The following is a 21,207-nucleotide window of genomic DNA, read 5'->3' on the forward strand; positions in this document are numbered from 1 at the left end:
TGGCAGGAAAGTCATAAAATCCTGCCTGTACGAGCCTTTCTTTTGTTACATAGAACTAATTGATACTCTCTCAGGCCAGAGGGATCGAATGGATCCGCACATGCCTTATTGCCCCATCGAACGCGGCATGTCCGTCCGAATCGCCGAATGCGTCTTCGCCGAACCGCCCTCCGTATCCGCCCGGACCGTCATGACTGCGGACAAGCACGTACGAAGCCTGTTCTTGCACGGTTACATCGTTCACCGACAGGATGAGTCTCCCCTCATCATAGACGAGCGAAACCTCCTGCCACTCCGACTTGGCCAACAGACCTGGTTTGCTTGTTAACTTCAGAAGGGTGCCGTTAGACCGAACGGCCGCCTCCACGCAGTCCTCACGGATTCGCAGGGCGAGACCGTTAACAGCATCCCCTTCATCATACAGCATTTGAATCCCTGACCCGGAATTTGGCCGAATCTGCATTGTTACGCTTCTCATGCTGAAGGCATCATGCAGGAAGCCGACTTCCTCCCATGCTGCAATCCGCACCGGTGAGTAAGTCGGTGTCCTGTAATGAGCCTGCAGGGCGTAGCTGTCCAACAACCCGCGGAGCTCGGCTTCTCCCAAGGGAAAGACGGTCGCATGCCTGGCCCGGAACGGAAAACGGACGCGGCTCGCGTCCAATTCCCCCGACCAGTGGAGCATATCCTGCGACTCCATGACGCCGAATTTGCCATAGGCCCAATAATCGTAAATCAACAGCCATTTCTGCTCGCTTTCGATCCATAGAAATTCCGGCCCTTCCGTATAGTCCGGGGTTTGAATATCGCTCACCCGTTCATACGGCCCTTCCGGTTGTTCGGCAACAGCGAGAAAATTCATGGGCGGGTGCGGGAATTTCAGAGGCTCATAGACATGGCTTTCGTCCTTCACGGCCATATAATAATTCCCCTCATGCTCCGCCAAGCTTGCATCAATCGTCTGAAAGCCGGGATCAAAGAATAGCTTTGTCTTCGAAAAGCTGATCCAGTCCCGTGTCCGTGCCGAATAATGCTTGCTGTTGCTCAAATCGCCTCCCGTGCTGGAAGCCCAATAGACCAGATACTCCCCCGTCTCCGAATCCATGCTGAATTCCGGCGCCCAGCTGTTAACCGTATCCGGGATTTCTTGCATGAGCGGCAGCAGCCGCTCTCCTCTCCAATGAATCAGGTCGTCGGATACTGCATACCCGATGGCTGGACCAAGCGGACGGATAGTGAACACCATATGCCATCTCCCGTCCCGGCCTTTTCCGATAAACGGGTCCCTCAGAATTCCCTCCCCAAGGGTGGTTTTCCAGACAGGCTTGTTCCCGTTCAATTCATGCCAGCGTCTTCCGTCCCGGCTTACGGCGTAGTGCAGCTGTTCAACCTTATGCGTCTGTCCCGGGCCGGAGCGGAAATACCCCATTAAGTAAGCAGCATGTCCGGTTTGTCTTGAAGAAATCATTCCATCTGGCCCCCTCTTTTATTGACGAGTGCTGTAAATCTCGTTCACTTCTTTCGTAAGCTGCTCTCCTCCGCTTTTCAGCCATGCGCTGACGGCATTGTCAATCTCTTCAAGCGGAGCCTCGCCTGTTATCACCTTTACCATGGAAGACATCCATTTGGTATTCAAGGTAGTGAAGTTTACGGTTTTATTGATTTCGGTCTCGACCGCAAGTCCGAGTCCGTAATTCGGCCAATCATAGTCTTCGTTGTTATCAAGCCATTGTTCTACTGCCTCGACGTATTGCGGGTCGTTATATTTGTGGAGTTGAATTCCTTTATCGGCACGGCGGAAAAAGTTGATCGACAACAGATTGCCTGCATTTTTCGTCTCCAGCTTCTCGAAGGTTCCGTCCTCGTTCTTCTTATAGTCCACGCCTTCGACCCCCTCTTTGATCAGGTCATACCCCTCATCAGAGAGCAGGTAATCAAGCAATTTCATAATCCGCTGCTGCTTCTTCGCATCGGCTTTGGCATTGATAACGACCTTGGTCTGGCCCATGCCATCCGTCTGGGTTGCGCGAATTCCGGTGGGACCCGCCGGTGGCAGCAGCTGAACCAGCTCAGCTTGAGGTGAATTCTTCTGGATGTTCGGCACATCCAGCCGCAGAACCTCATTCGGGTTCACCCGTTGAATCCCAACCTGGCCATTCCATAGCTTATTTCTTGCATCGGCCGGCTTCATCACAAGGAAATTGGGGTCAAGCACGCCTTCTTCATAAGCCTTTCTCAAAAATCCGATAAATGCCTTTAATTCCTCTGTCTGCGCCTGCATCGCAATCAGCTCGCCGTCCTTCAGCGCCCACTCATTGCCGAGCCCGAAGGCGCCCTGCAAATATTCGGCATTTTCGAACTTGCCGCTGTCGTTCACGATGATGGAAAATCCCGTCGTATCCTTCTTGTTGTTGCCGTCGGGATCCTCGGTCACGAAGGCTTTGGCTACCTCATAAAATTCGTCCACGGTGACAGGCATCTGCAAGCTCAGATTATCGAGCCAATCCTGCCGGATGGACATGGAAAAGAGGTGGGGGATGCTGTAATACGGAAGACCATAATAGTGCTCGCTATCGTTCAACTCTTTCCAGGCTTCCTCCGGCAGATGCTCGGTCAAATTGGCATAATCCCCGAGCAATGGCTTTACGTCCAGAAAAACGCCCTTGTCCCGCCACTGCATATAGTCCTGAGTCGTGACTCTGTACACGTCAGGCAGACTGTTCGACGCGGCCAGCACGCTGATCTTATCGTTATAGCTAGCTCCTGGAGTCCATTGAAGATCAAGCTTGACATTCAGCTTCTCATTCAGGATTTTGACAAGCTCCGAATCGTTGGACGGGCCGATCTCGGCGTATTGCGGAATCATGATCGAGATCTCCATCAGTTCTGCTCCGTTATCGGCCGAACCATCCGTCGTAGCTGAAGGAGTCGGTTCCTGCTCCTTGTTCGGACTGCTTGCCTTATTGCCGGATGAGCATGCGGACAAGCCGCTTACAGCGAGCACTACAGCAAGGATCATCATTAGCTTCTTCATTGTTACCCCTCTTTTCCTATATGAATTTGATTGTCATTCGGGCTACCGAACCGGCTGGCATGGCCAAATCGATCTTCCCGTCGGGACGTATAGGCAATTCCATCGTTGTAACGCGATAGCCCGTTTCACCATGCCAATTCTCTTGCCGCTGAAAAGGGGTATCGCTATGTTGAAGCAGAACCGTTATCTCCGCGGCTCCGTACTGCCAGTCCCCTTCCATCGTGAGCGTTCTTGCCGAAGCAAGATCCCGGTTGACTGCGAACAGCACAATTTCATCGCCTGTATCGGATATGACTGCGGCCGCGTCGATGTAGGGAACATGGTTCATCGGGCGGATTCTGACCCAGGTCGCGGGCATATCAAAGCCGCTGCCTTCCGCCTCCAATTCCAGCAACCGCCATCCCGTATCCAAACGCAGAAAAGGCTCGGCATACATACGCGATGTGTCGTTGCCCGGATTCACTGGCCTCATATCGACGGGATACGCCCGGGAATACAGGGTATTATCCCTTTGATACGCATATTGAACGGCATCGCCTTGCCGCAGGAACACGTTGAGCATAGAAGCAACATAACAAGCATGCGCCATCGTTTCGTATTCCGCCTTGGGCCAGTCCGCATCCGTCTCCGGCTCCAGGTTCCATTCGCCGATCTCGAGAGGAAGCCGCGGGAAGCCGAACGTTGCGGCTAATTGCTTGAGCTCCGCGATCAGCTTCTCATATTGGCTAGGGTAAGCGACCAATACCTGATTGTAGAACACGGCATCCGCCCGATTGTCCTCCAGCCATTGCTTGCGCAGCCCGGCATCACGAATGCCGCGGGTGTATTGGTGGATATCCAGGCCGTCCATAAAGGCCGGGCCGGCGATTTCGAACAGTCTTTGATTCCAAAGGGGCGGCTGCCCGGGGATTTCCGAATAATCGACGTACATCGGATCTTCGCCTGCAATGATAATCGAAATCGTTGGATCGGCCTGTTTCATTGCCGTATAATACGCCTGAATCCGCTTGGAAAAATCAATGGAATCCGTGTAGCCGAATTGATAATCGCCATAGCTTTCGTTGCCGACCTGCCACAGCTTGACGTTCCACGGTTCGGGGTAACCATGCTCAGCGCGAAGCCGGCCCATGGGCGAATCCATGCTTCCATTGACATATTCCACCCATTCCGCCGCGAGCTCGGGAGGCAGGTCCCGGCTAAACCCCACATTCAAGAAGGGCTCCGTGCCGGTCAATTGGCAGAAGCGTAAAAATTCGTTCGTTCCGAAATAGTTCGGCTCCAAGCCGCCCCAGTTCAAGTTATCCCGGACAGGACGCCGTTCCCAGGGACCGATGCCGTCCTTCCAGTTGTACTCGTTCGCATAATTGCCGCCCCACCGAATGGAAGTGACATTATATTTCTGGAGCAGCCCGATCGTCGCCGGATTGAATATCCCTTCGACCGCGTCGCCCGATGCCAGCATCACCCAATCCAGATCGATGTCTCCGGCAGCTTCCGCCTCCGCGGTCAGACTTAGCCGGTATTCTCCGAACGGGGAATCACTATAGCGGAATTCGCTCGCCCGGCTCAGAAGCAACGTCACCTCGTAACGCTCCCACTCTGTACTGAGCCGGAGCTTCTTTTCACTTAGACAGACACCGGCCTTATCTTCCAGCGCAGCCTGCAGAATCGCTCCGGGACTGGTTGCCCGTGCATACACCTTCAGACGGTATTCCAGCGTTCGCTCATCATGCAGCGTGATCCGCTGGACAATTCCCCTCCGCTCCCCGGCCGCGAAAAGCTTGAACCTTTGAAATCGCTTCCATTCTGACTTGCCGTGCAGCCCGCCCTCAAGCTGCTCAAACGCGCCATCCCGGAAATGAATCGGTTCCCAGGGATAGGCTAGTCCGGATGTAAACGGCGTATCTCTGTACATCACCTCGGTTCGCATCGTCCAGGGCAGGTTGGAGCCGTCCTTCTTTCGTTTGGAGTACCATTGCTCGAATGAACCGTTGGCGATGCAATCCTCGACAATCCCCGGATAAGTATCCCTTCCGTTCATCTCAAAAAACTTGCCAAAGATGTTCTTGTCGACACGCCACCCGCTTAGCTTGCCGGGAGCCCGACTAATTCGCACCTGTGCATCCATATCACCCCTCCTCTAGCTATGGTCCTGAGTTGGCCTGCTTAAATCTTGCCAACTCAAGTATGCCATGCGGCCGGAGCTGATTTCGTTACACAGAAACTCGAAAACTTATCCGATTCTATTGGATGCTGACCGGATAGCCGGATCCCGATTCAAGCTGAGCTCCAAGACGTATACGGAATGCGGCCGAAGCTCAGCCTTCCAGATGAAACCGTCCAACTGGACCTCCCGTACCTTCTCACGCAGCAAATCCGGTTGCCCGATCGTATTGCACAGCTCGTAATCTTGCCCGGCCAGTTCGTGGACGACTGCCGCCCCCTCCGGCTTCCAAGACGACAGGTCGCATACAAGGGACAGAGCATCCAAAGAACGGTTCACGATGAACACATTAAGCGTTTCGGTATTTTCGGAGATTGTACTGACAACATCCAGCTTGCTTAAATGTTCCAATCGAAGCGGGAGCAAGCACGGCCCTGCATTGAACGTATCACATTCCACTTCCGCAGCGACGAGACGATGGCTGCTCCGGCCTGCATACATTTTCAGCAGATGATAAGTTGCCGTCCCGAATACGCCTTCTCCCTGGCCGCTCCACCCCGGCTTTTTCATCCGCTCATAGGAATCGCCGACCCGGATGCATCCGCCCACCCAGCCATTGACCAAATCGGAGAAATTCGCGATTTCGACCAGATCGCTCCGGCGCATCATCTCGTTCAGCAGAGAAGCGTTGGCGATTGCAGCTTCCAAGGTATGCGCATTCGGCAAGTCGGGATTAGGGAAGTACATCGTGTTCCATTCCGTGACCGCAAGCTTCACGTGATTCAGCTCATCCCTGCTCCGGATCATGGCTTCGGCCTCGCCGAATATCGATCCCGCGACTTCCGCGAACGCAACGATTGCCTGGAATCTCTCCGCTCCCGGTGTACCGGCGTCCACCTTAAAAAAGTTCTTTCCTTGATACATATGGAACGTGAGATAATCCATCTGTGCCCCGGCGAGCTCCAGCACCTTCCTGTTCCAGCCGGGCACCAAGGATTCCCGGGCCGTTCCGCAGCCAAGCAGCTTGATCGCAGGGTCCTTTTCCTTCATAGCCGAAGCGAACCGGATAAACTTCTCCGCGTATTGCTCGGGCGTACAGACGCCTGCCTGCCAGGATCCATACATCTCATTGCCGACCTCCCAGTAGCGGACCCCATACGGTTCGGGATGGCCGTTCGCGGCTCGCGCTGCGCCCATAGGCGTATCGATGGCGCCATTGCAATACTCGACCCACCTTGCGGCCTCCTCCGGGGTCCCTGTTCCCATATTGACGCAGATTTGCGGCTCTACCCCAAGCTGTCTGCATAGGTCGATAAATTCATCGGTACCGAAATACTTGTGCACATGCCCGGCATTCTCCCAGGCCTCATTGATATAGTTGGGCCGCAGCACTGCCGGACCGACAAAATCCTCCCAATGGTAGAGACTGATATAGTTGCCGCCTAGCCGCATAATGCCGCAATTCAGGTCCCGGGTCATCTCATAGACTTCCTGCTTCAATAGTGCGGTCATCCGCTCCGGAAGCAAGGAGATATGATCGAACCAGACCATTCCCGTCGAGACCGAGTCTTCCCATTCCCCGGCAGGCAGCGGGATCGCCCAGATCTGCAGCTCGGCATTGCGGCAGCTTCGAGAGGAGATGACTTCTCCCTCCAAGCTCGCCCACTGGTGGCTGCGTACATCCAGCTCCGTACTGCCAATAAGCTCTCCGCTGCTCCGGTCCGTCAGTTTGATGTGCAATTTTATGATTTCGCGCGTGGCTCTCACGATCACTTTCAACCGGTAAGCCTGGCCATCCGTCACCTCCATGCGTTGCCCGATTCCTGCCGCGGCCCGGTCTTTGTTGAACAACCTGATCTTCTGGCTATGACCTCCATGCCCTCTTGCCGCGGGCTCCAGGGCGTATTGGGTATGCCTCCCGTAACCGAGCGGATACCATCCGTCCGATACGCCATCCCCATTCCGATCCTCTTCCTCAAAGTCCATATTTCGAATCGGAAACGCCAGCATTGCGGTCATATGGTCATCGATATCCTCAATGAAATGTCCAAAAAGGTAAGGACTGACGGTATGGTCCGAGATTTCTTTGCCTAAGGTAATTCGTGCTTGATTTGCGGGTTTCATATGAAGTTCCTCCTTGTATTCCCATCATTTTGCGAGTGATAGCTATTCCTCCAAGCCGTTCCTTCCTTGCATCGGGACCCGAATGGAAATGACTGTCCCCCGGCCTTGGAATGAAGTAATTGCCAGCCCATACCGCGCGCCGTGATGCAATACAAGCCTGGCATGCACATTGGCAATGCCAAGCGACGGGCTGCTCATTAGCGTTTCATCCGTATGATCGGCAATTCTGTCCAAGCGCCTGCGGAGCTTCTCGAGCCTGTCAGGCGCGAAGCCATCGCCATGATCCGCTACCTCGATAATGAGATCACCCGACTCATTATAGGCGCTGACGATTACGGTTCCGATGCCTTGCTTGGGCTCGATGGCATATTTCACGGCATTCTCCACGATCGGCTGAATCGAGCATTTCACAATCCGTTCCTTGTAGTACTTCTCATGCACATAAAATTTGTACTGAAAATGCCTCGGAAAGCGGATGTTTACAATTTCAAGATATTTCCGCGCATGCTCAAGCTCCTCTTGAAGCGAGACAAACGGCTCCTTGATCGAAGCCGTATACCGGTAGTAGTCGCCGAGGTTCTTGGCAATGACCTGGATTCGTTCGTTCCTCTCCACATAGGCGAGGCTATTGATAATTTCCAGGGTGTTATACAGCAAATGAGGATTGATTTGATTTTGCAGCGCATGGATCATCGCTTCCTTTTGCCCGAGCACAATGTTCATTTCGTTCACTTTCATTCTGCTGACCGTCTCGATAAGTTCATTTAACCGGCGCGTCATCCGGTTGTAGCTATGGCTAAGCAATTGAATTTCATCCTTGCCCGGTATTACCGGCGCTCTTACATCCAGGTTTCCCCGTTCCACCTGCTCCATTAGTTCCTTCAGCCTGCGAAGCGGGCGTGAGAACAGCTGCGCTATGATCGGTACGACGATGATTACGACCATGACAAGGATAAACACCGAAGCCATGACCGCATTGCGCGCCACCTTGATGCCGCTGGCCATTTCTTCGAAAGGAATCATGGCGACCAGCTTCCATTCCGCCATTTCAGAATCGCTGCTGGCAATCAGCATTTCTGTATCATCTATCCATTGGACATCCGAGGTTTGGGTCAGATCCAATTCCGCAAGGCTCGTGGTCGAGACCGGTTTGCCAAGAAGCCCCGGATCGGGATGATAGACGATTGTCCCATCCTTTGACACGATGAAAATATAGCCTTTGTTGGCAAGCGACGGGCTGACGATGGATTTTTCCAGCTCCCTTGTACGCAGATTAATGACCAGATTTCCGATATATCGCACCGAGTCCGTCGAATAGATCGGTAGAATTAAAGAGATAACGTATTTGCCCGTCAATTCCGAGAGATGCGTAGGCAGCACTCTTAGCTGCTCTTCCGGCTCAGGACGGAACCAAGGCTGATCCCGGAAGGGATTCCCGGAAGGATTTACATTTTGCAGATTGGATACGACCCGTCCGTCCGCTGCGACCAGGAACATGCTGTCCACCTCGTTGTAATTGAGCGCGACATAATTGTTCATCACATCCTGCAGATCGGCCTGGAGCGAAAGCGAGGTCGAGCCTTCGCTGACCAGCCAGTTCTGAATAATACCAATATGCTCTGCGGAACGGGTAATATCGTTGCGGTTCGGAAGCGGCCCGGCCAGCATGGAGGACACCGAGGTGCTCATCTGGGCAAAGTACAGCTCCAGTTGGCGGTTAAGACGGTAAGAAGTATCGCCCGCGAACTGAAAAAAGTCTCTCTTCGCTGCCTTTGTATAAAAATATTGTGAAAAAGCCCCTGTCAATGCGACGGCGGTCAGAATTGCCGTAAGCAGGATGACAATGAGCTTCGTCTTGATCGAATAGCGGCTGATCCATTGTCCCCATCTCATAGGCCGAGACCCTTTCGGTATTCGTTAGGAGTCATGGACATCACTTGCTTGAATACGCGGTTAAAATAAGGCAGCGATACAAACCCTACATCCTCTGCGATTTCATAGATTTTCATATCGGAGTTGCGAAGGAGCTCCATCGCCTTGTCCATGCGCAATTGATTAAAGTAATGGATGAAGCTTCGCCCCGTATACTGCTTGAACAGCACGCCGAAGTAAGATGCGCTTAAATTGGAGTAATCGGCGATCTCCTTCAGCGTGATCTCGTCTTGAAGGTGAGCCTCCAAATACTCGCAGGCACGGGCGATTACGAGCCGCATGTTGCTGCCTGCGAATTGAGAGTATCTTTTGATCCATTCATGCAATAGTTGGTGGATGAACAGACGAACATGATGACGGCTCATTTCCGCAGGCGGCTCGGTATTTGGATATGCCGGGTCAATCGCTTTGATGCAATCCGCAAGCTTCGCCAAGAAAATATGGATGTAGCTGATTCTGACTCCGTGTTCTTTGGCCAGAGAGAAGAACATATCGTCGATTATGCGGTCAGCCTGCTTGAAGAGCTGAACGGAATGAAGTCCTGGCATGCCGTCGATGAACAATTGAATGTCGAGCAGTATTTGATTGGAAGCTGCGAACGACTCCAGTCTCCCCAGCGAGCGGGTAATTGCGTCGTGAAGCTCCTGCTCCGAGATCGGCTTCAGCAGGTATTCGCTGACCTGAAGACGGATCGCATTTTGCGCATACGGGAAATTATCGTGCCCGCTGAGAATTAGCGCAACGATAGGAAGCTTATGTGTTCGGACCCGCTGAATCAATTCCAGTCCGTCGGCATCAGGCAGCTGAATATCGGTTATCAGCAAGGTCGGCCATTGGTCCTGAATGATCCGCCAGCCCTCCTCGCAGGTGGAGGCTTCGCCAATCACCTTGAAGCCGTCCAGCTGCTGCACCATTTCCACGATGGCATCCCGTATCAACGGCTCGTCCTCCACGACAAGCACATGGTACATTTTGATCACCCCTTCTAGCTGGCTTCCGTTTTATTGCGTTGATTGCGGTTAACCTTTAATCGAACCCATCATCATCCCTTTACTGAAGTGCTTCTGCATGAACGGATACACCGCAATCAGAGGCAATGCGGCCAAGAGGATGACAGCATGCTTTACGGCCTCCGTATAGAGGTAACCGGAATCGGTTACCGAGAGGCCAAGCTCGGACGGATTCACAATCAGCACTTGGCGCAAAAACACCTGGAGCGGATAACTGTTCGTATCGTTCAGATATAAAACCGCCTGAAAATACGTGTTCCAGTTCACCACGGTATAAAACAAAGTAAACGTAATGATCGTCGGCATAGAGACCGGCAAAATGATCCGCAGCAAAATATTGAACTCGCCGCAGCCGTCAATTCGGGCGGACTCCTTCAGTTCCTTCGGCAGCGTCTGGAAATAGCTTCTGATAATAATCATATTGAACGGCGCGATAGCATTGACAAGCCAAATGGACCAGTAAGAATCGATTAATCCAAGCCCATGCACAACCAGGTAAGTCGGAATCATTCCGCCGTGAAACAGCATCGTGAACAGCACCATGAAGTTAATGACGGTTCTGCCCTTCAAGTCTTGCTGGGCCAGCCCATAAGCCATCAGTACCGTCAATGTAATGTTGATTGTCGTTCCAACGACAGTCAGGGTTACCGCATTCCAGAAGGAAGTGGTGAATTGCTCATTATCGAGCAAGAACCGGTAGGCGTCCAGCGTCCACTCTTTCGGCCACAGCACGGCTCCCCTCATTAGAAGTTCTTTATCCGAAGCAAAGGAGCTGAAGATGGTAAGCGCAAAAGGAAATGCAACCGCCAATGCCAAGATAAGCAAAATGACGACAACGGCCAACTGGAAAACAAGTTCTTTGACGTTTCGTATTTTCGGCATAAGCTTAGTACACTCCCTCTTCTCCCAGTTTGCGCGCCAGCCGGTTCGCTCCCATGACAAGAACCAGACCTACCACTGACTTGAACATTCCCACGACCGCAGAGTAACTGTAGTCCCTCTGCAAAATACCGGTTCGATAGACGAAGGTATCGAAAACATCCGATACATGGAAGTTCAAGGGGTTCTGCAGCAGAAAAATGTGTTCAAAGCCGATCTCCATGAAATTGCCGAGCCGCAAAATAAACATCACGACTATGACATAGCGGATCCCCGGCAAAGTAATATGCCAAATTTGTCTCAGCCGTCCCGCTCCGTCCACTTTGGCGGCTTCATACAATGACGTATCGATCGAGGTCATGGAGGCCAGATACAAAATAGAGCCCCAGCCCATGCCTTGCCAGACGTTCTGGACAAGCCACATCGGCTTCAGCCACCCTGATTTGGCAAACGGTTCGATCGTGCCCAGACCGGCAGCTTCAAGCCATTGATTGACCATTCCGGTCTGCGTAGAGAACAAGGTCATCGTCAAGGACACGATAACGACCCAGGAGACAAAATGCGGGGCATACATGATCGTTTGTACGACGTTCCTGAACGACTTCAATCTGACCTCATTCAAGAGGATCGCCAGGAGAATGGGCGCAGGGAAGAAGAATAAAATGTCCAGGCCCGCAAATTGAAACGTATTTTTGAGCAGGAGCGTGAAATCCTGTTCCATAAACAGCCGTTTGAAGTTATCCAAGCCTACCCATGAGCTCTTCAGAAATCCGACGAACGGATCGTAGTTCTGAAATGAAATCATAAGGCCGAACATCGGTACGTATTTGAATATGACAAAATACAAAAGCCCGGGCAGAATCATCAGGTAAAACGGGAGATGAACGAAGTACTTGGGCTTGTTTCCGAAAGGGCGGGCGGTGGCAATTACATTAGCTTTCCTCATATAAACCTCCATGTGAGCCGTATTATCCTCATTATAAAGAGCCCGTTTTCCGAATTCGTTGCCCGGATTGTTTTTTTCTTATCCTATTTCACGATGTTCCCGGCTTATTAATGTACTTGCCAATCCCCTTCTATTTCGTATAAAAGTAACCCCCCAGAGAATGTCCCAAAAGATCATCGCAGATGATCGGGGAAATCTCTTTCAATATGAGGTTCCGCCAGGCAGAGTTACCAAGGTGCCACCTTAGGGGAACTTGGGTCTACCTTTTCCGCTAATCTTCTGCACATAAGTTCCATCATAAGCAACTTCACTTCCATATGCCCAGCATTGTCCCATAAGTTATCCCGTTCCTGCGGGTCGGTCTGCAGATCATATAGTTCACCTTCATTATTTGGGTGATGAAGAACTAACTTATGTGTCTTTGTCCTTACCATTACCGCACCTTCGGTACTTTCTTCCTCACCTCTTGATTCCTCCACTTCACAGAAGATCTCTTCTCTATGATCTGCTTGCATACCAGTTAGAACAGGCATCAATGATTTGCCTTGTATTCCTGGATGCATTGGAACACCAGCCGCTTCAAGCAGCGTTGGAGCCAAATCCACCAGTTCCACGAAAGTTGATTTTCGCGTATTTGCCTTAAATGTCCCCGGATAAGAAATAATTAGCGGCACATGCACAGATTCCTCGTAAAAATGCAGTCCTTTTAAATAAATGCCGTGGTCGCCTAAGAGTTCTCCATGATCAGACATATAAATGACAATCGTGTTATTCAGTTGACCTGTTCGTTCGAGCGCTTCCAGCATTCTACCTACTTGTTCATCGACCAAATCACACATCGCCCAATACGCAGCACGTATATACCTATGATCCTTTTCACTCATTTTATTAAAAGGATAAAGCTTAGGGTTCGCATATGCCCCCAGGTGATCTCTACGCTGAACTGCGGGTTTGGAATCTAACTCACCCTCCGCATAACTCGGAAGCGGAATCTCATCCAGTCGATCCAGGTAGCGCTTCATGTGACCTTCCGGCGGATCAAAAGGATGGTGCGGAGCAAATAATCATCGATTGATCGCGACGTATACTTTTTCCCCTTTGATCTGAGCCAATGTGAATATTCATTGACCGGCCAGTCTTCTTTAGGATGGTGTGACCAATGAAATAAATCGTAGCCGTCATTGATGCGCCTTTCCATACCTTTACCTAAACTTGGATGGCAGGCCGAGATATGCAGCTTCCCGGACAATCCGCAAGTGTATCCCGCTTCATTTAATAAACGCGTAACCAATACTTCAGTATCCGGTATGCTTTGCCCATTTTTTGTGAACTTAACCGTCCTCGGGTACCTACCCGTTAAGAAACTGGCACGGCTTGGGGAACATATCGTGGAATTACAGTAAGTATTCTCAAATAAAATACCCTCCTGTGCTAATTTATCAATATTGGGTGTGTGTACAAACGAATTCCCATAGCACCCTAACGAGTCAAAGCGTTGCTGATCAGTACAAATCCATAGTATATTGGGCTTCACCTGTTACACCTCTTTTTATGATTAATAGGGAAGGCTCTTGCTGTCCGCATATTCGCCCGGATTAAAAATGTAACAAAAAGCCCGTAGCATGAGGAAGGATCTGTTGTTCGACATCAATCCTTAAATGGTCGGCGGTGGTTAATCCTCCATTATCCTCATGGACGGGCTTCTTCTATTAATTTATGCGATTACTTCAAATTGATTTCCCTAATCTGCTCCAACGGAAATTTCAGCTTGCGGTCCTCTGTAAGCATACCGTTGATCTCCTGCTGGACATCGGTAAGCTGGGTGTAGCAGAAGCCGCAAATATAATCCACGCTCTTAATCGCCTGTACCAGGCCGTCAAAGCGTGCCAGGAATTCTTCATCCGTCTTTACCTGATGCCCGTAGCCCCAGCCTTTATCCGACTGGAAGGCGATTCCGCCGAACTCGGTGATCATGATCGGCTGGCCTTTATACTCATAGCCGTCGGCGAGCGCATATTTCCATTGGTTGCAGGTTGTCTCATTGTTGACGATTGCGTCCTTGTTGTCCGCATACCGCTTCAGGAACTTCTCTCCGGTCTCCACATAGTCATGCAAGGTGATAATATCGGAGACGGTATGCTCCCAGCCGTCATTTGTAATGACCGGACGGTACGGGTCATACGATTTGGTCAGATGGTAAATACTCTCCGTAAATTTCTGCTGTCTTTGATCATGCAAAATATACGGAATTCCCCAGGACTCATTGAATGGGACCCAGGTGATAATGCTCGGATGGTTATATTGCTGATGCACGATTTCCAGCCATTCCTTGGTAAAGTTCTCCACCGCATCATCATGAAATTCGAACGTCGCCGCCATTTCCGACCATACCAAAAGGCCCTTAACGTCGCACCAGTACAAGAAGCGGGCGTCCTCAATTTTCATGTGCTTGCGCACGCCGTTATAGCCCATCTCCAGCATAAAGTCGATGTCGGCAATTAGGGCTTCCTCGCTCGGCGGTGTCAAATGGCTCTCCGTCCAATAGCCCTGGTCCAGCATCAGCCGTTGATAGATTGGCACATTGTTGAGAAGCACCTTGCCTTTTTCAATGGATACCTTTCTCATGCCGAAATAGGATAGCACGCGATCCACAACGATATCATCCTGGTACAGCACAAATTCCACATCATAGAGATTCGGCTGCTGCGGCGACCAGAAGCGTCTTTTCCAGGGTCCGTTCACTTCGTGTACCAGATCTACTTCCACGCTCAGGCGAGGCCGGTCGATCACCAGACTTACCGTCTTTACATGACGGTCCTTCATCGTCACGATGGCTTCCAGTCTTAAGGTTCCCTTCGCCGTCTCCAGGCCGTGTACCCGGTAATCAAAGGCTACTCTGGCATGATCGAGATCCGGGGTGATCTTCACTGTGTCAAGCCGCTGCTCCTCCACATATTCCAGCCAGACGGTCTGCCAAATGCCGGTAGTCTGCACATAGAAGCATTCGAAATTGTCCTTCGTCCACCGCTGCTTGCCCCGTGGTTGGGTGCAGTCGTCGCTGTCCTCCGCTTTCAGTGTAATGATATTATCCGCGCCGAATGTCAGGTAAGGCGTAATATCGAAGGAAAATGCGGCATAGGCCCCCTGATGGCTGCCAGCCAGCACCCCGTTTACCCATACCTTGGCGATATAATCCACGGCTTGAAAATGCAGGATTACCCGTTGTCCTTCCGCTTCCTTCGGAATCGGCACGTTCTTGCTGTACCATACCCGCGAATGGAATTCCTCGATACCGATGCCGCTGGCCTGTGTTTCATACGTGAATGGAACAGTAATCTTATGCGTTCCTGCCAGCTGTTCCTGCCATTTTTCAATTTCCCCGACGTTCTCATCGTCGAACCGGAAGTCCCATTCGCCGTTCAGGTTCATCCATTTTTCGCGCACGAATTGGGGTCTTGGATAATCTTTGATATAACCCTTGGTTGTCATCTTGCTCCTCCTGAAAGTTATTTGGTTCTGATCTCCAATGCATAGACCGATGCCGGACGCAGCGGATAACCCGCCTTCCAGGCTTCGAACGGAATGGAGCTGGACTTGCAGGAGATGCAATCCGGGGCGAAGACGGAATTGATATCCCACTCGGATTCTCCTGTAATTTCATAAAGCACAGTGTCTTTGGAGGCCTGAAGCTCTCCAAGATCCAGAGCGGCTCTTACCTCTTGCAGGCTCCGGTTGACGATAAACAGAGTGATCGTGCTTCTGTCTTTGTTCGTGCACGCGGCTACATCCAGATCCGGCAAGGCGTCCAAATCGATCGGTGCCGGTTTGTTGGATTGAACAGCGAAGGTGCCGCACTCTACATTTACCGGAAGCATGTGGGAAATTTCGCGTCCCGCATAGAGCTTCATTACCTCATAGGTAGGTGTTCCGTATACCTTAAGCGGATGTCCGCTCCAGCCAGGGACTTTGCCGCAGTATTGATCCGCATAGTAATCGCCGACGCGGATACAGCCTCCGAGCCACCCGTTCACAAGATCGGAGAAGCTTCCGATATGCACAATGTCGCTGGCCCGCAGCATTTCATTCAGGTTGGCTGCGTTAGCCACCGCCGCTCCAAGCGTATGCTCATCCGGTAATCCTCTACGGATGTTATTCGGATAGTACATCGTATTGTATTCGGTAATAGCCAGCTTCACATGACAGTGCTTCAGATTGGCAAAAATCTGTTCTTTTGTCTCTTCCAAATTAAGGCGGGTCCACTCTGAATAGGCAGCCATCGCCTTATAACGCTCATCCTCCGGCGTATTGCGGTCCATCCCGAAACGGTTGTACCCATGATACAAATGCAGAGTCAAATAATCGATGTGCTCGCCCGCAATGTCAAGCACAGCCCGGTTCCATTCCTGATCGGTATGACCGCATGCCAGAATGACAATGGAAGGGTCAATCTTCTTCATCGCTTTAATGATAGGGAGCATACGTCTGGCGAATTGTTCTCCCGTTACACTTCCGACCTGCCAGGCGCCCCAAACTTCATTTCCAATTTCCCAATATTTCACATCATAGGGCTCCGGATGTCCGTTAGCAGCCCGCTGAGCACCCATCGGGGTATCCGTGGAGCCATTGCAATATTCCACCCATGCCGCTGCTTCTTCGGGTGTGCCCGAACCGTCATTTACACAAATCAGCGGCTCCACCTTCAACTCCCGGCAAAAGGCGATAAACTCATCTGTACCAAAGTATTTGCTGGTCCAGCCTCCCCAAGCTTCATTGAACATCACCGGCCGTTCCAATACCGGCCCGATTCCATGCTCAAAATGGTAGGCGCTAATATAGTTGCCCGCGAGTCTCATCATGCCGGCATTCAAATCCCTGGTCATCTCGACCACTTCGCGCTTCACCATGCCAATATGGTCCTCCGGCAGCAAGGAAACATGATCGATCCAAAGCATGCCCGTGGACACGCTATCCTTCCATCGAGGATGCTCAGACGGCACATACACGCGGAATTCCGCGTCCGCACAATCTCTGCTGACGGCTAGCACGGCTTCATATTCACGCCAGTTATGGCTGTTCACTTCTATGCGCTCCAGGCCTAGCCGTTCTTGATTGCTGCGATCTACAGCCTCGACGATCACATAATTAAACTCGATCGACGTTCGGATGACCAGCTTCACGGAATAATTCTTCGGTCCCTTCAGAGCAATTCGTTGGGCAATTCCCGCATAAGCCTCATCGTCGCTTAAGATGCGGATGCGCTGTGCGCGCCCCGAATGCTTTGGCGCCGAAGCCTCCAATGCATACTTCGTATTGCGCCCATTGGTGTAAGTATACCAGCTTCCCGATACGCCGGAGGTTCCCCCCGCTTCGCTCTCAAAGTCCATGTCTTTCAGCGGGAAGGCCAGCATGGCCTCCATATGATCACGAATATCCTCTACAAAATGCCCGAACAAATAAGGATTAATTGTGTGCTCGCTGGCACTGTTGCAATCGATTGAAATCGTAGCTTTATTGTTCAATTTTATACCTCCGTTGCCATTTATCCTTTTATGGAGCCGATCATAACACCTTTAACGAAATGCCGTTGCACAAATGGATACATGATCAGCACCGGCAGACTCGATACGATAATGACCGCATACTTGATGCTCTCGGATAGCAGTATTTTCTCTTCAAGGCCTACATTACCGCCGTCAGCGCCAGCTGATTGGCTGATCATCAGGATTTCCCGAAGCACAAGTTGAAGTGGATATAAATCTTCCGTTCGGATGTAAATCAGAGCGTTAAAGAATGCATTCCAATGGCCCACTGCATAGAACAACACCATAACCGCAATAATCGGTTTGGACAGAGGGAGAATGATGCTGATCAGCAGCCGCCAGTTGGAACAGCCGTCAATATGCGCCGCCTCCTGAAGCTCCCACGGAATACTGGATTGAAAATAAGTCCGCATGACAATCAGGTTATATGTCGAGATGGCGCCCGGAATGATCAGCGCCCACATCGTGTCGACCATTCCCAGGCTCTTAACCAGCAGGTAGCTCGGAATCAATCCCCCGCTGAAGAACATGGTCAGGGTGACAATCATCATCAGACCTTTGCGTCCCGGCAAATCCGGTCTGGATAACGGATAAGCAGCCAGCAAAGTCATAACGATATTGATCAGTGTGCCGACTACCGCATAGACAATCGAGTTGCGGTATCCGGTCCAAATTTTGTCATTATGCAAAATGCTTGTGTACGCTTCAAGCGTCAGGCCCTTTGGCAGCAGCCATACCTCTCCGCCCAGCACCCTGGCCGGGTCACTGAACGAAGCACTGACCACAAACACCAGCGGATAAAGCACGATAAGAATAATTACCGCGGCGATCAGATATACGATAACATCGAACAAGCGCTCGTCCGATGGACCTTTCAAAGATACTTCTCTAGACATTGTTCATCTCCTCCATTACCAAAGGCTCGTCTCTGATGTTTTTCTTGCAAACCTGTTCACCAGCAGCAGGAGCGTCAAGTTAATCAAGGAGTTGAAGAGCCCGATTGCCGCAGTGTAACTGTATTCTCCCTTCAAGATCCCGGTGGTATATACGAAGGTAGAGATCACGTCACTGGCTTCAAGGTTCAGGTTGTTCTGCATAAGCAGGATCTTCTCGAAACCGATGTTCATGAATTGTCCGATGTCCAGAATGAGCAGGATGACGATCGTCGGGATGATCCCTGGCAACGATACGTGCCAGATACGCCGCATACGAGAAGCACCGTCTATCTTGGCAGCCTCGTACAACTGCGGATTAATCCCGCTAAGCGCCGCAATATAGATGATGGATTGCCAGCCCATGTTTTGCCATATATTAGAGCCGATAAAAATCGTCTTGAACCAGCCTGCCGATTCCATGAAGCGGGTCGGCGATCCGCCCAGAGCCTGGATCAGCATATTGATCGGGCCATTCGTGGAGAGCAGAACGGTCAGGATGCCTACAATAACTACGACGGAAATAAAGTGCGGAATGTAGGTGATATTTTGCAGCAGCTTGCTATAGCGTTTACTGCGAATTTCGTTAATCAGTAGTGCAAGCATAATCGGTATTGGAAATGCAATCAGCAGTGAAAACAGATTAATGGATAACGTATTCCAGAGCAGTCTCCAGAAATAATAGGAATCGAAGAAGCGCTGAAAGTTATCAAAGCCCACCCAGCTGCTGCCAAGAATTCCTTTGCCCGGATTAAAATTTTTAAATGCAATTTGCAGCCCGTAAAGCGGGCCGTAATGGAACAGCAAATACCATGTGATCGGCAATAACAGCATCAGATACAGATCGTATCTGCTGAGAATTTGCCTAATGAGGCGGTTGCCCCGTTCCGGTCGGAACTGGGGCACCGCGGCAGTCTCATGGATTTCTGCGTTCTTCATGAACATCCACTCCTATCCCATAGAGGTTCTGCCTATTTAGCCATTTTGTCGTATGCGTCTTGGTAGATTTGCTGAAGCTCTTCAATGCTCATCTTTTTAAGCGTAGCCTGGAACTCATCCCACTTGTCAAAGCTCAATGCACCTGCGATAAATTTCGTGCTTTGCTCTTCATAGTACTTATCGATATCATTCCGAAGCGTATTCACCTTCTGAGCTGTTGCTTCGTCGAACATCGGCGCCGCATAGCGGGTTTTCGGCATGAACGGAGCCAGCGTATCTTGTGCTTCCTGTACTTGCGGAGGATTAATATACGAGCCGACATATTCACTGATCAGGTGAGGCGCGCCTCCACCGGCATATGGCGTAAGCTTCGGTTGCGTCTCGGCTGTGGAGAATTCAGGCTTGTACGTTGGAATTCCATCGACCAGCTCGTAATGCTCGCCTTCCCGGCCGAATCTCAGCAGGGTCGAACCTTCATCACTGTAGAAATAGTCGATCCAACGCATCGATACCTCTGGATGCTTGTTAACCGAAGTGATGGCAAATGCACCTTGGTCACGCGGCACAGGAGCTCCTTGGCTTTGCAGGCGGTCGCCATGCGGGCCTTCAAACGGTGCGATACCTGTATATTGATCTGAAATTGGCAGGAAGTTATTATTCGTCTGATCGAAGAAAACACCTGTATTCCCCGATCCTTGCTTTGCCAGATATTGCGCTTCCGTTTGTGAGAATACTTCATGATCCAGGAGATTCTCTGCATACAGCTTGTTCAAGAACATGAGCAATTCTTTGTTACGCTCGCTGCCCATCCAAATTTCAACTTTATCGTCATTAATATTGACGTTGTAGCCGAATTGCTGGTCCAGTCCGAAGGATCCGCTCATCGCAACGACAATAGGAAGTCCGGTACGGGCCGTGATCGGAATTTCATCCTGTTGTCCGTTTCCGTTCGGATCTTGATCGCGGAAGGCAACCAGTGCCTCATACAGCTCATCAAGAGTTTCAGGCACTTTCAGGTTCAACTTCTCCAGCCAGGCCGTATTGATCCATCTTTTGTCCGTCCGGGCCGAATCCAGCGTAACGATACCAGGAATCGTATAGATATGTCCCTCAGGCGTAGTAATCGATGCACGGATTTCCGGATATTCTTCCATCAATTTTTTAAGATTCGGAGCATATTCCTCAATCAGGTTTTCCAGTGGAATCAGTTGTCCGCCAGAACCGTAACGAACGGCTTCCAATGGTGTAATATTCGAGCGGTACATGATGTCAGGCAATTCATTCGATGCGAACAGCAGATTCTTTTTCTCGGCAAAACCGTCTGTTGGCGCTTCAATGAATTCCATTTGGACATTACTCAACTTCTCGTAATCCTGGAACACCGGCATGTCCTTAAAAGGACCATTGACAGGAGCGATACGTGTAAACATTTTCAGCTTCACCGGCTCTTGTACAATCGGGAATCCATCCTTACTTACCGTCGACTGCTCACCCGATCCTTGAGTAGCGGCTTCCTTGTTGCTGTTGGCGCCCGTGCTGCAGCCTCCGAGCGCGAGAGCAGCAATGATCATCAAGCTCATTGCCGTTCTTCTCCATTGTCTTTGCATTACTAATACGACCTCCTTCATCTTGTCACTTGCCTTTGTCATGTAAGCGTTTCCCTTGATGTGAATTTATTATAATTCAGTCGTCCAAACTGCAAATTCC

General features: G+C 50.9%; 15 protein-coding genes. All 15 read right to left on the reverse strand.

Features of this window, described 5'->3' with window-relative positions; all coding sequences use genetic code 11:
• Window positions 1-70: 70 nt before the first annotated feature.
• A complete protein-coding gene (locus KQJ23_RS05930; RefSeq protein WP_216477767.1) occupies window positions 71-1,468 on the reverse strand; it encodes a hypothetical protein in 1,398 nt (465 codons plus the stop codon).
• Between the two features lie 18 nt (window positions 1,469-1,486).
• On the reverse strand, window positions 1,487-3,034 hold the full coding sequence (locus KQJ23_RS05935) for an extracellular solute-binding protein (RefSeq protein WP_216477769.1): 1,548 nt from the start codon (window positions 3,032-3,034) through the stop codon (window positions 1,487-1,489).
• Window positions 3,035-3,050: 16 nt separating this feature from the next.
• Window positions 3,051-5,162 carry a hypothetical protein gene (locus KQJ23_RS05940; RefSeq protein ID WP_216477770.1) on the reverse strand — a complete coding sequence of 704 codons (2,112 nt, stop codon included), beginning with the start codon at window positions 5,160-5,162 and terminating at the stop codon, window positions 3,051-3,053.
• Between the two features lie 105 nt (window positions 5,163-5,267).
• Window positions 5,268-7,322, reverse strand: coding sequence for an alpha-L-arabinofuranosidase C-terminal domain-containing protein (locus KQJ23_RS05945; protein ID WP_216477771.1), 2,055 nt, complete (start codon window positions 7,320-7,322; stop codon window positions 5,268-5,270).
• A 42-nt stretch (window positions 7,323-7,364) separates the two neighbouring features.
• Window positions 7,365-9,215, reverse strand: a complete 1,851-nt coding sequence (locus tag KQJ23_RS05950; protein WP_216477772.1) for a cache domain-containing protein — start codon at window positions 9,213-9,215, stop codon at window positions 7,365-7,367.
• Entirely contained in the window at window positions 9,212-10,225 is a 1,014-nt protein-coding gene (locus KQJ23_RS05955; RefSeq protein WP_216477773.1) for a response regulator, read from the reverse strand. The genes KQJ23_RS05950 and KQJ23_RS05955 overlap by 4 nt, the downstream gene beginning before the upstream one ends.
• A gap of 48 nt (window positions 10,226-10,273) precedes the next feature.
• Window positions 10,274-11,146 (reverse strand): carbohydrate ABC transporter permease, encoded by an 873-nt coding sequence (locus KQJ23_RS05960; RefSeq protein ID WP_216477775.1) that lies wholly within the window; start codon window positions 11,144-11,146, stop codon window positions 10,274-10,276.
• A gap of 4 nt (window positions 11,147-11,150) precedes the next feature.
• Window positions 11,151-12,089, reverse strand: a complete 939-nt coding sequence (locus KQJ23_RS05965; RefSeq protein ID WP_216477777.1) for an ABC transporter permease — start codon at window positions 12,087-12,089, stop codon at window positions 11,151-11,153.
• 227 nt (window positions 12,090-12,316) lie between these two features.
• Window positions 12,317-13,111, reverse strand: a complete 795-nt coding sequence (locus tag KQJ23_RS23910; RefSeq protein WP_283571154.1) for a sulfatase family protein — start codon at window positions 13,109-13,111, stop codon at window positions 12,317-12,319.
• A complete protein-coding gene (locus KQJ23_RS23915) occupies window positions 13,108-13,623 on the reverse strand; it encodes a sulfatase-like hydrolase/transferase (protein ID WP_346779352.1) in 516 nt (171 codons plus the stop codon). Before KQJ23_RS23915 ends, KQJ23_RS23910 begins: the two co-directional genes overlap by 4 nt.
• Window positions 13,624-13,811: 188 nt before the next feature.
• The gene (locus KQJ23_RS05975; protein ID WP_216477778.1) at window positions 13,812-15,578 is read right to left on the reverse strand and encodes a glycoside hydrolase family 2 protein; all 1,767 of its coding nucleotides are present in this window, start codon (window positions 15,576-15,578) and stop codon (window positions 13,812-13,814) included.
• 17 nt (window positions 15,579-15,595) lie between these two features.
• The gene (locus tag KQJ23_RS05980) at window positions 15,596-17,608 is read right to left on the reverse strand and encodes an alpha-L-arabinofuranosidase C-terminal domain-containing protein (RefSeq protein WP_216477779.1); all 2,013 of its coding nucleotides are present in this window, start codon (window positions 17,606-17,608) and stop codon (window positions 15,596-15,598) included.
• A 20-nt stretch (window positions 17,609-17,628) separates the two neighbouring features.
• Window positions 17,629-18,525, reverse strand: coding sequence for a carbohydrate ABC transporter permease (locus tag KQJ23_RS05985; RefSeq protein ID WP_216477780.1), 897 nt, complete (start codon window positions 18,523-18,525; stop codon window positions 17,629-17,631).
• Between the two features lie 15 nt (window positions 18,526-18,540).
• On the reverse strand, window positions 18,541-19,500 hold the full coding sequence (locus tag KQJ23_RS05990; RefSeq protein WP_216477781.1) for an ABC transporter permease: 960 nt from the start codon (window positions 19,498-19,500) through the stop codon (window positions 18,541-18,543).
• A 32-nt stretch (window positions 19,501-19,532) separates the two neighbouring features.
• Window positions 19,533-21,107 (reverse strand): extracellular solute-binding protein, encoded by a 1,575-nt coding sequence (locus tag KQJ23_RS05995; protein ID WP_216477782.1) that lies wholly within the window; start codon window positions 21,105-21,107, stop codon window positions 19,533-19,535.
• Window positions 21,108-21,207 lie beyond the last annotated feature (100 nt).

Source organism: Paenibacillus brevis (genome assembly GCF_018919145.1).
Classification (GTDB): domain Bacteria; phylum Bacillota; class Bacilli; order Paenibacillales; family Paenibacillaceae; genus Fontibacillus; species Fontibacillus brevis.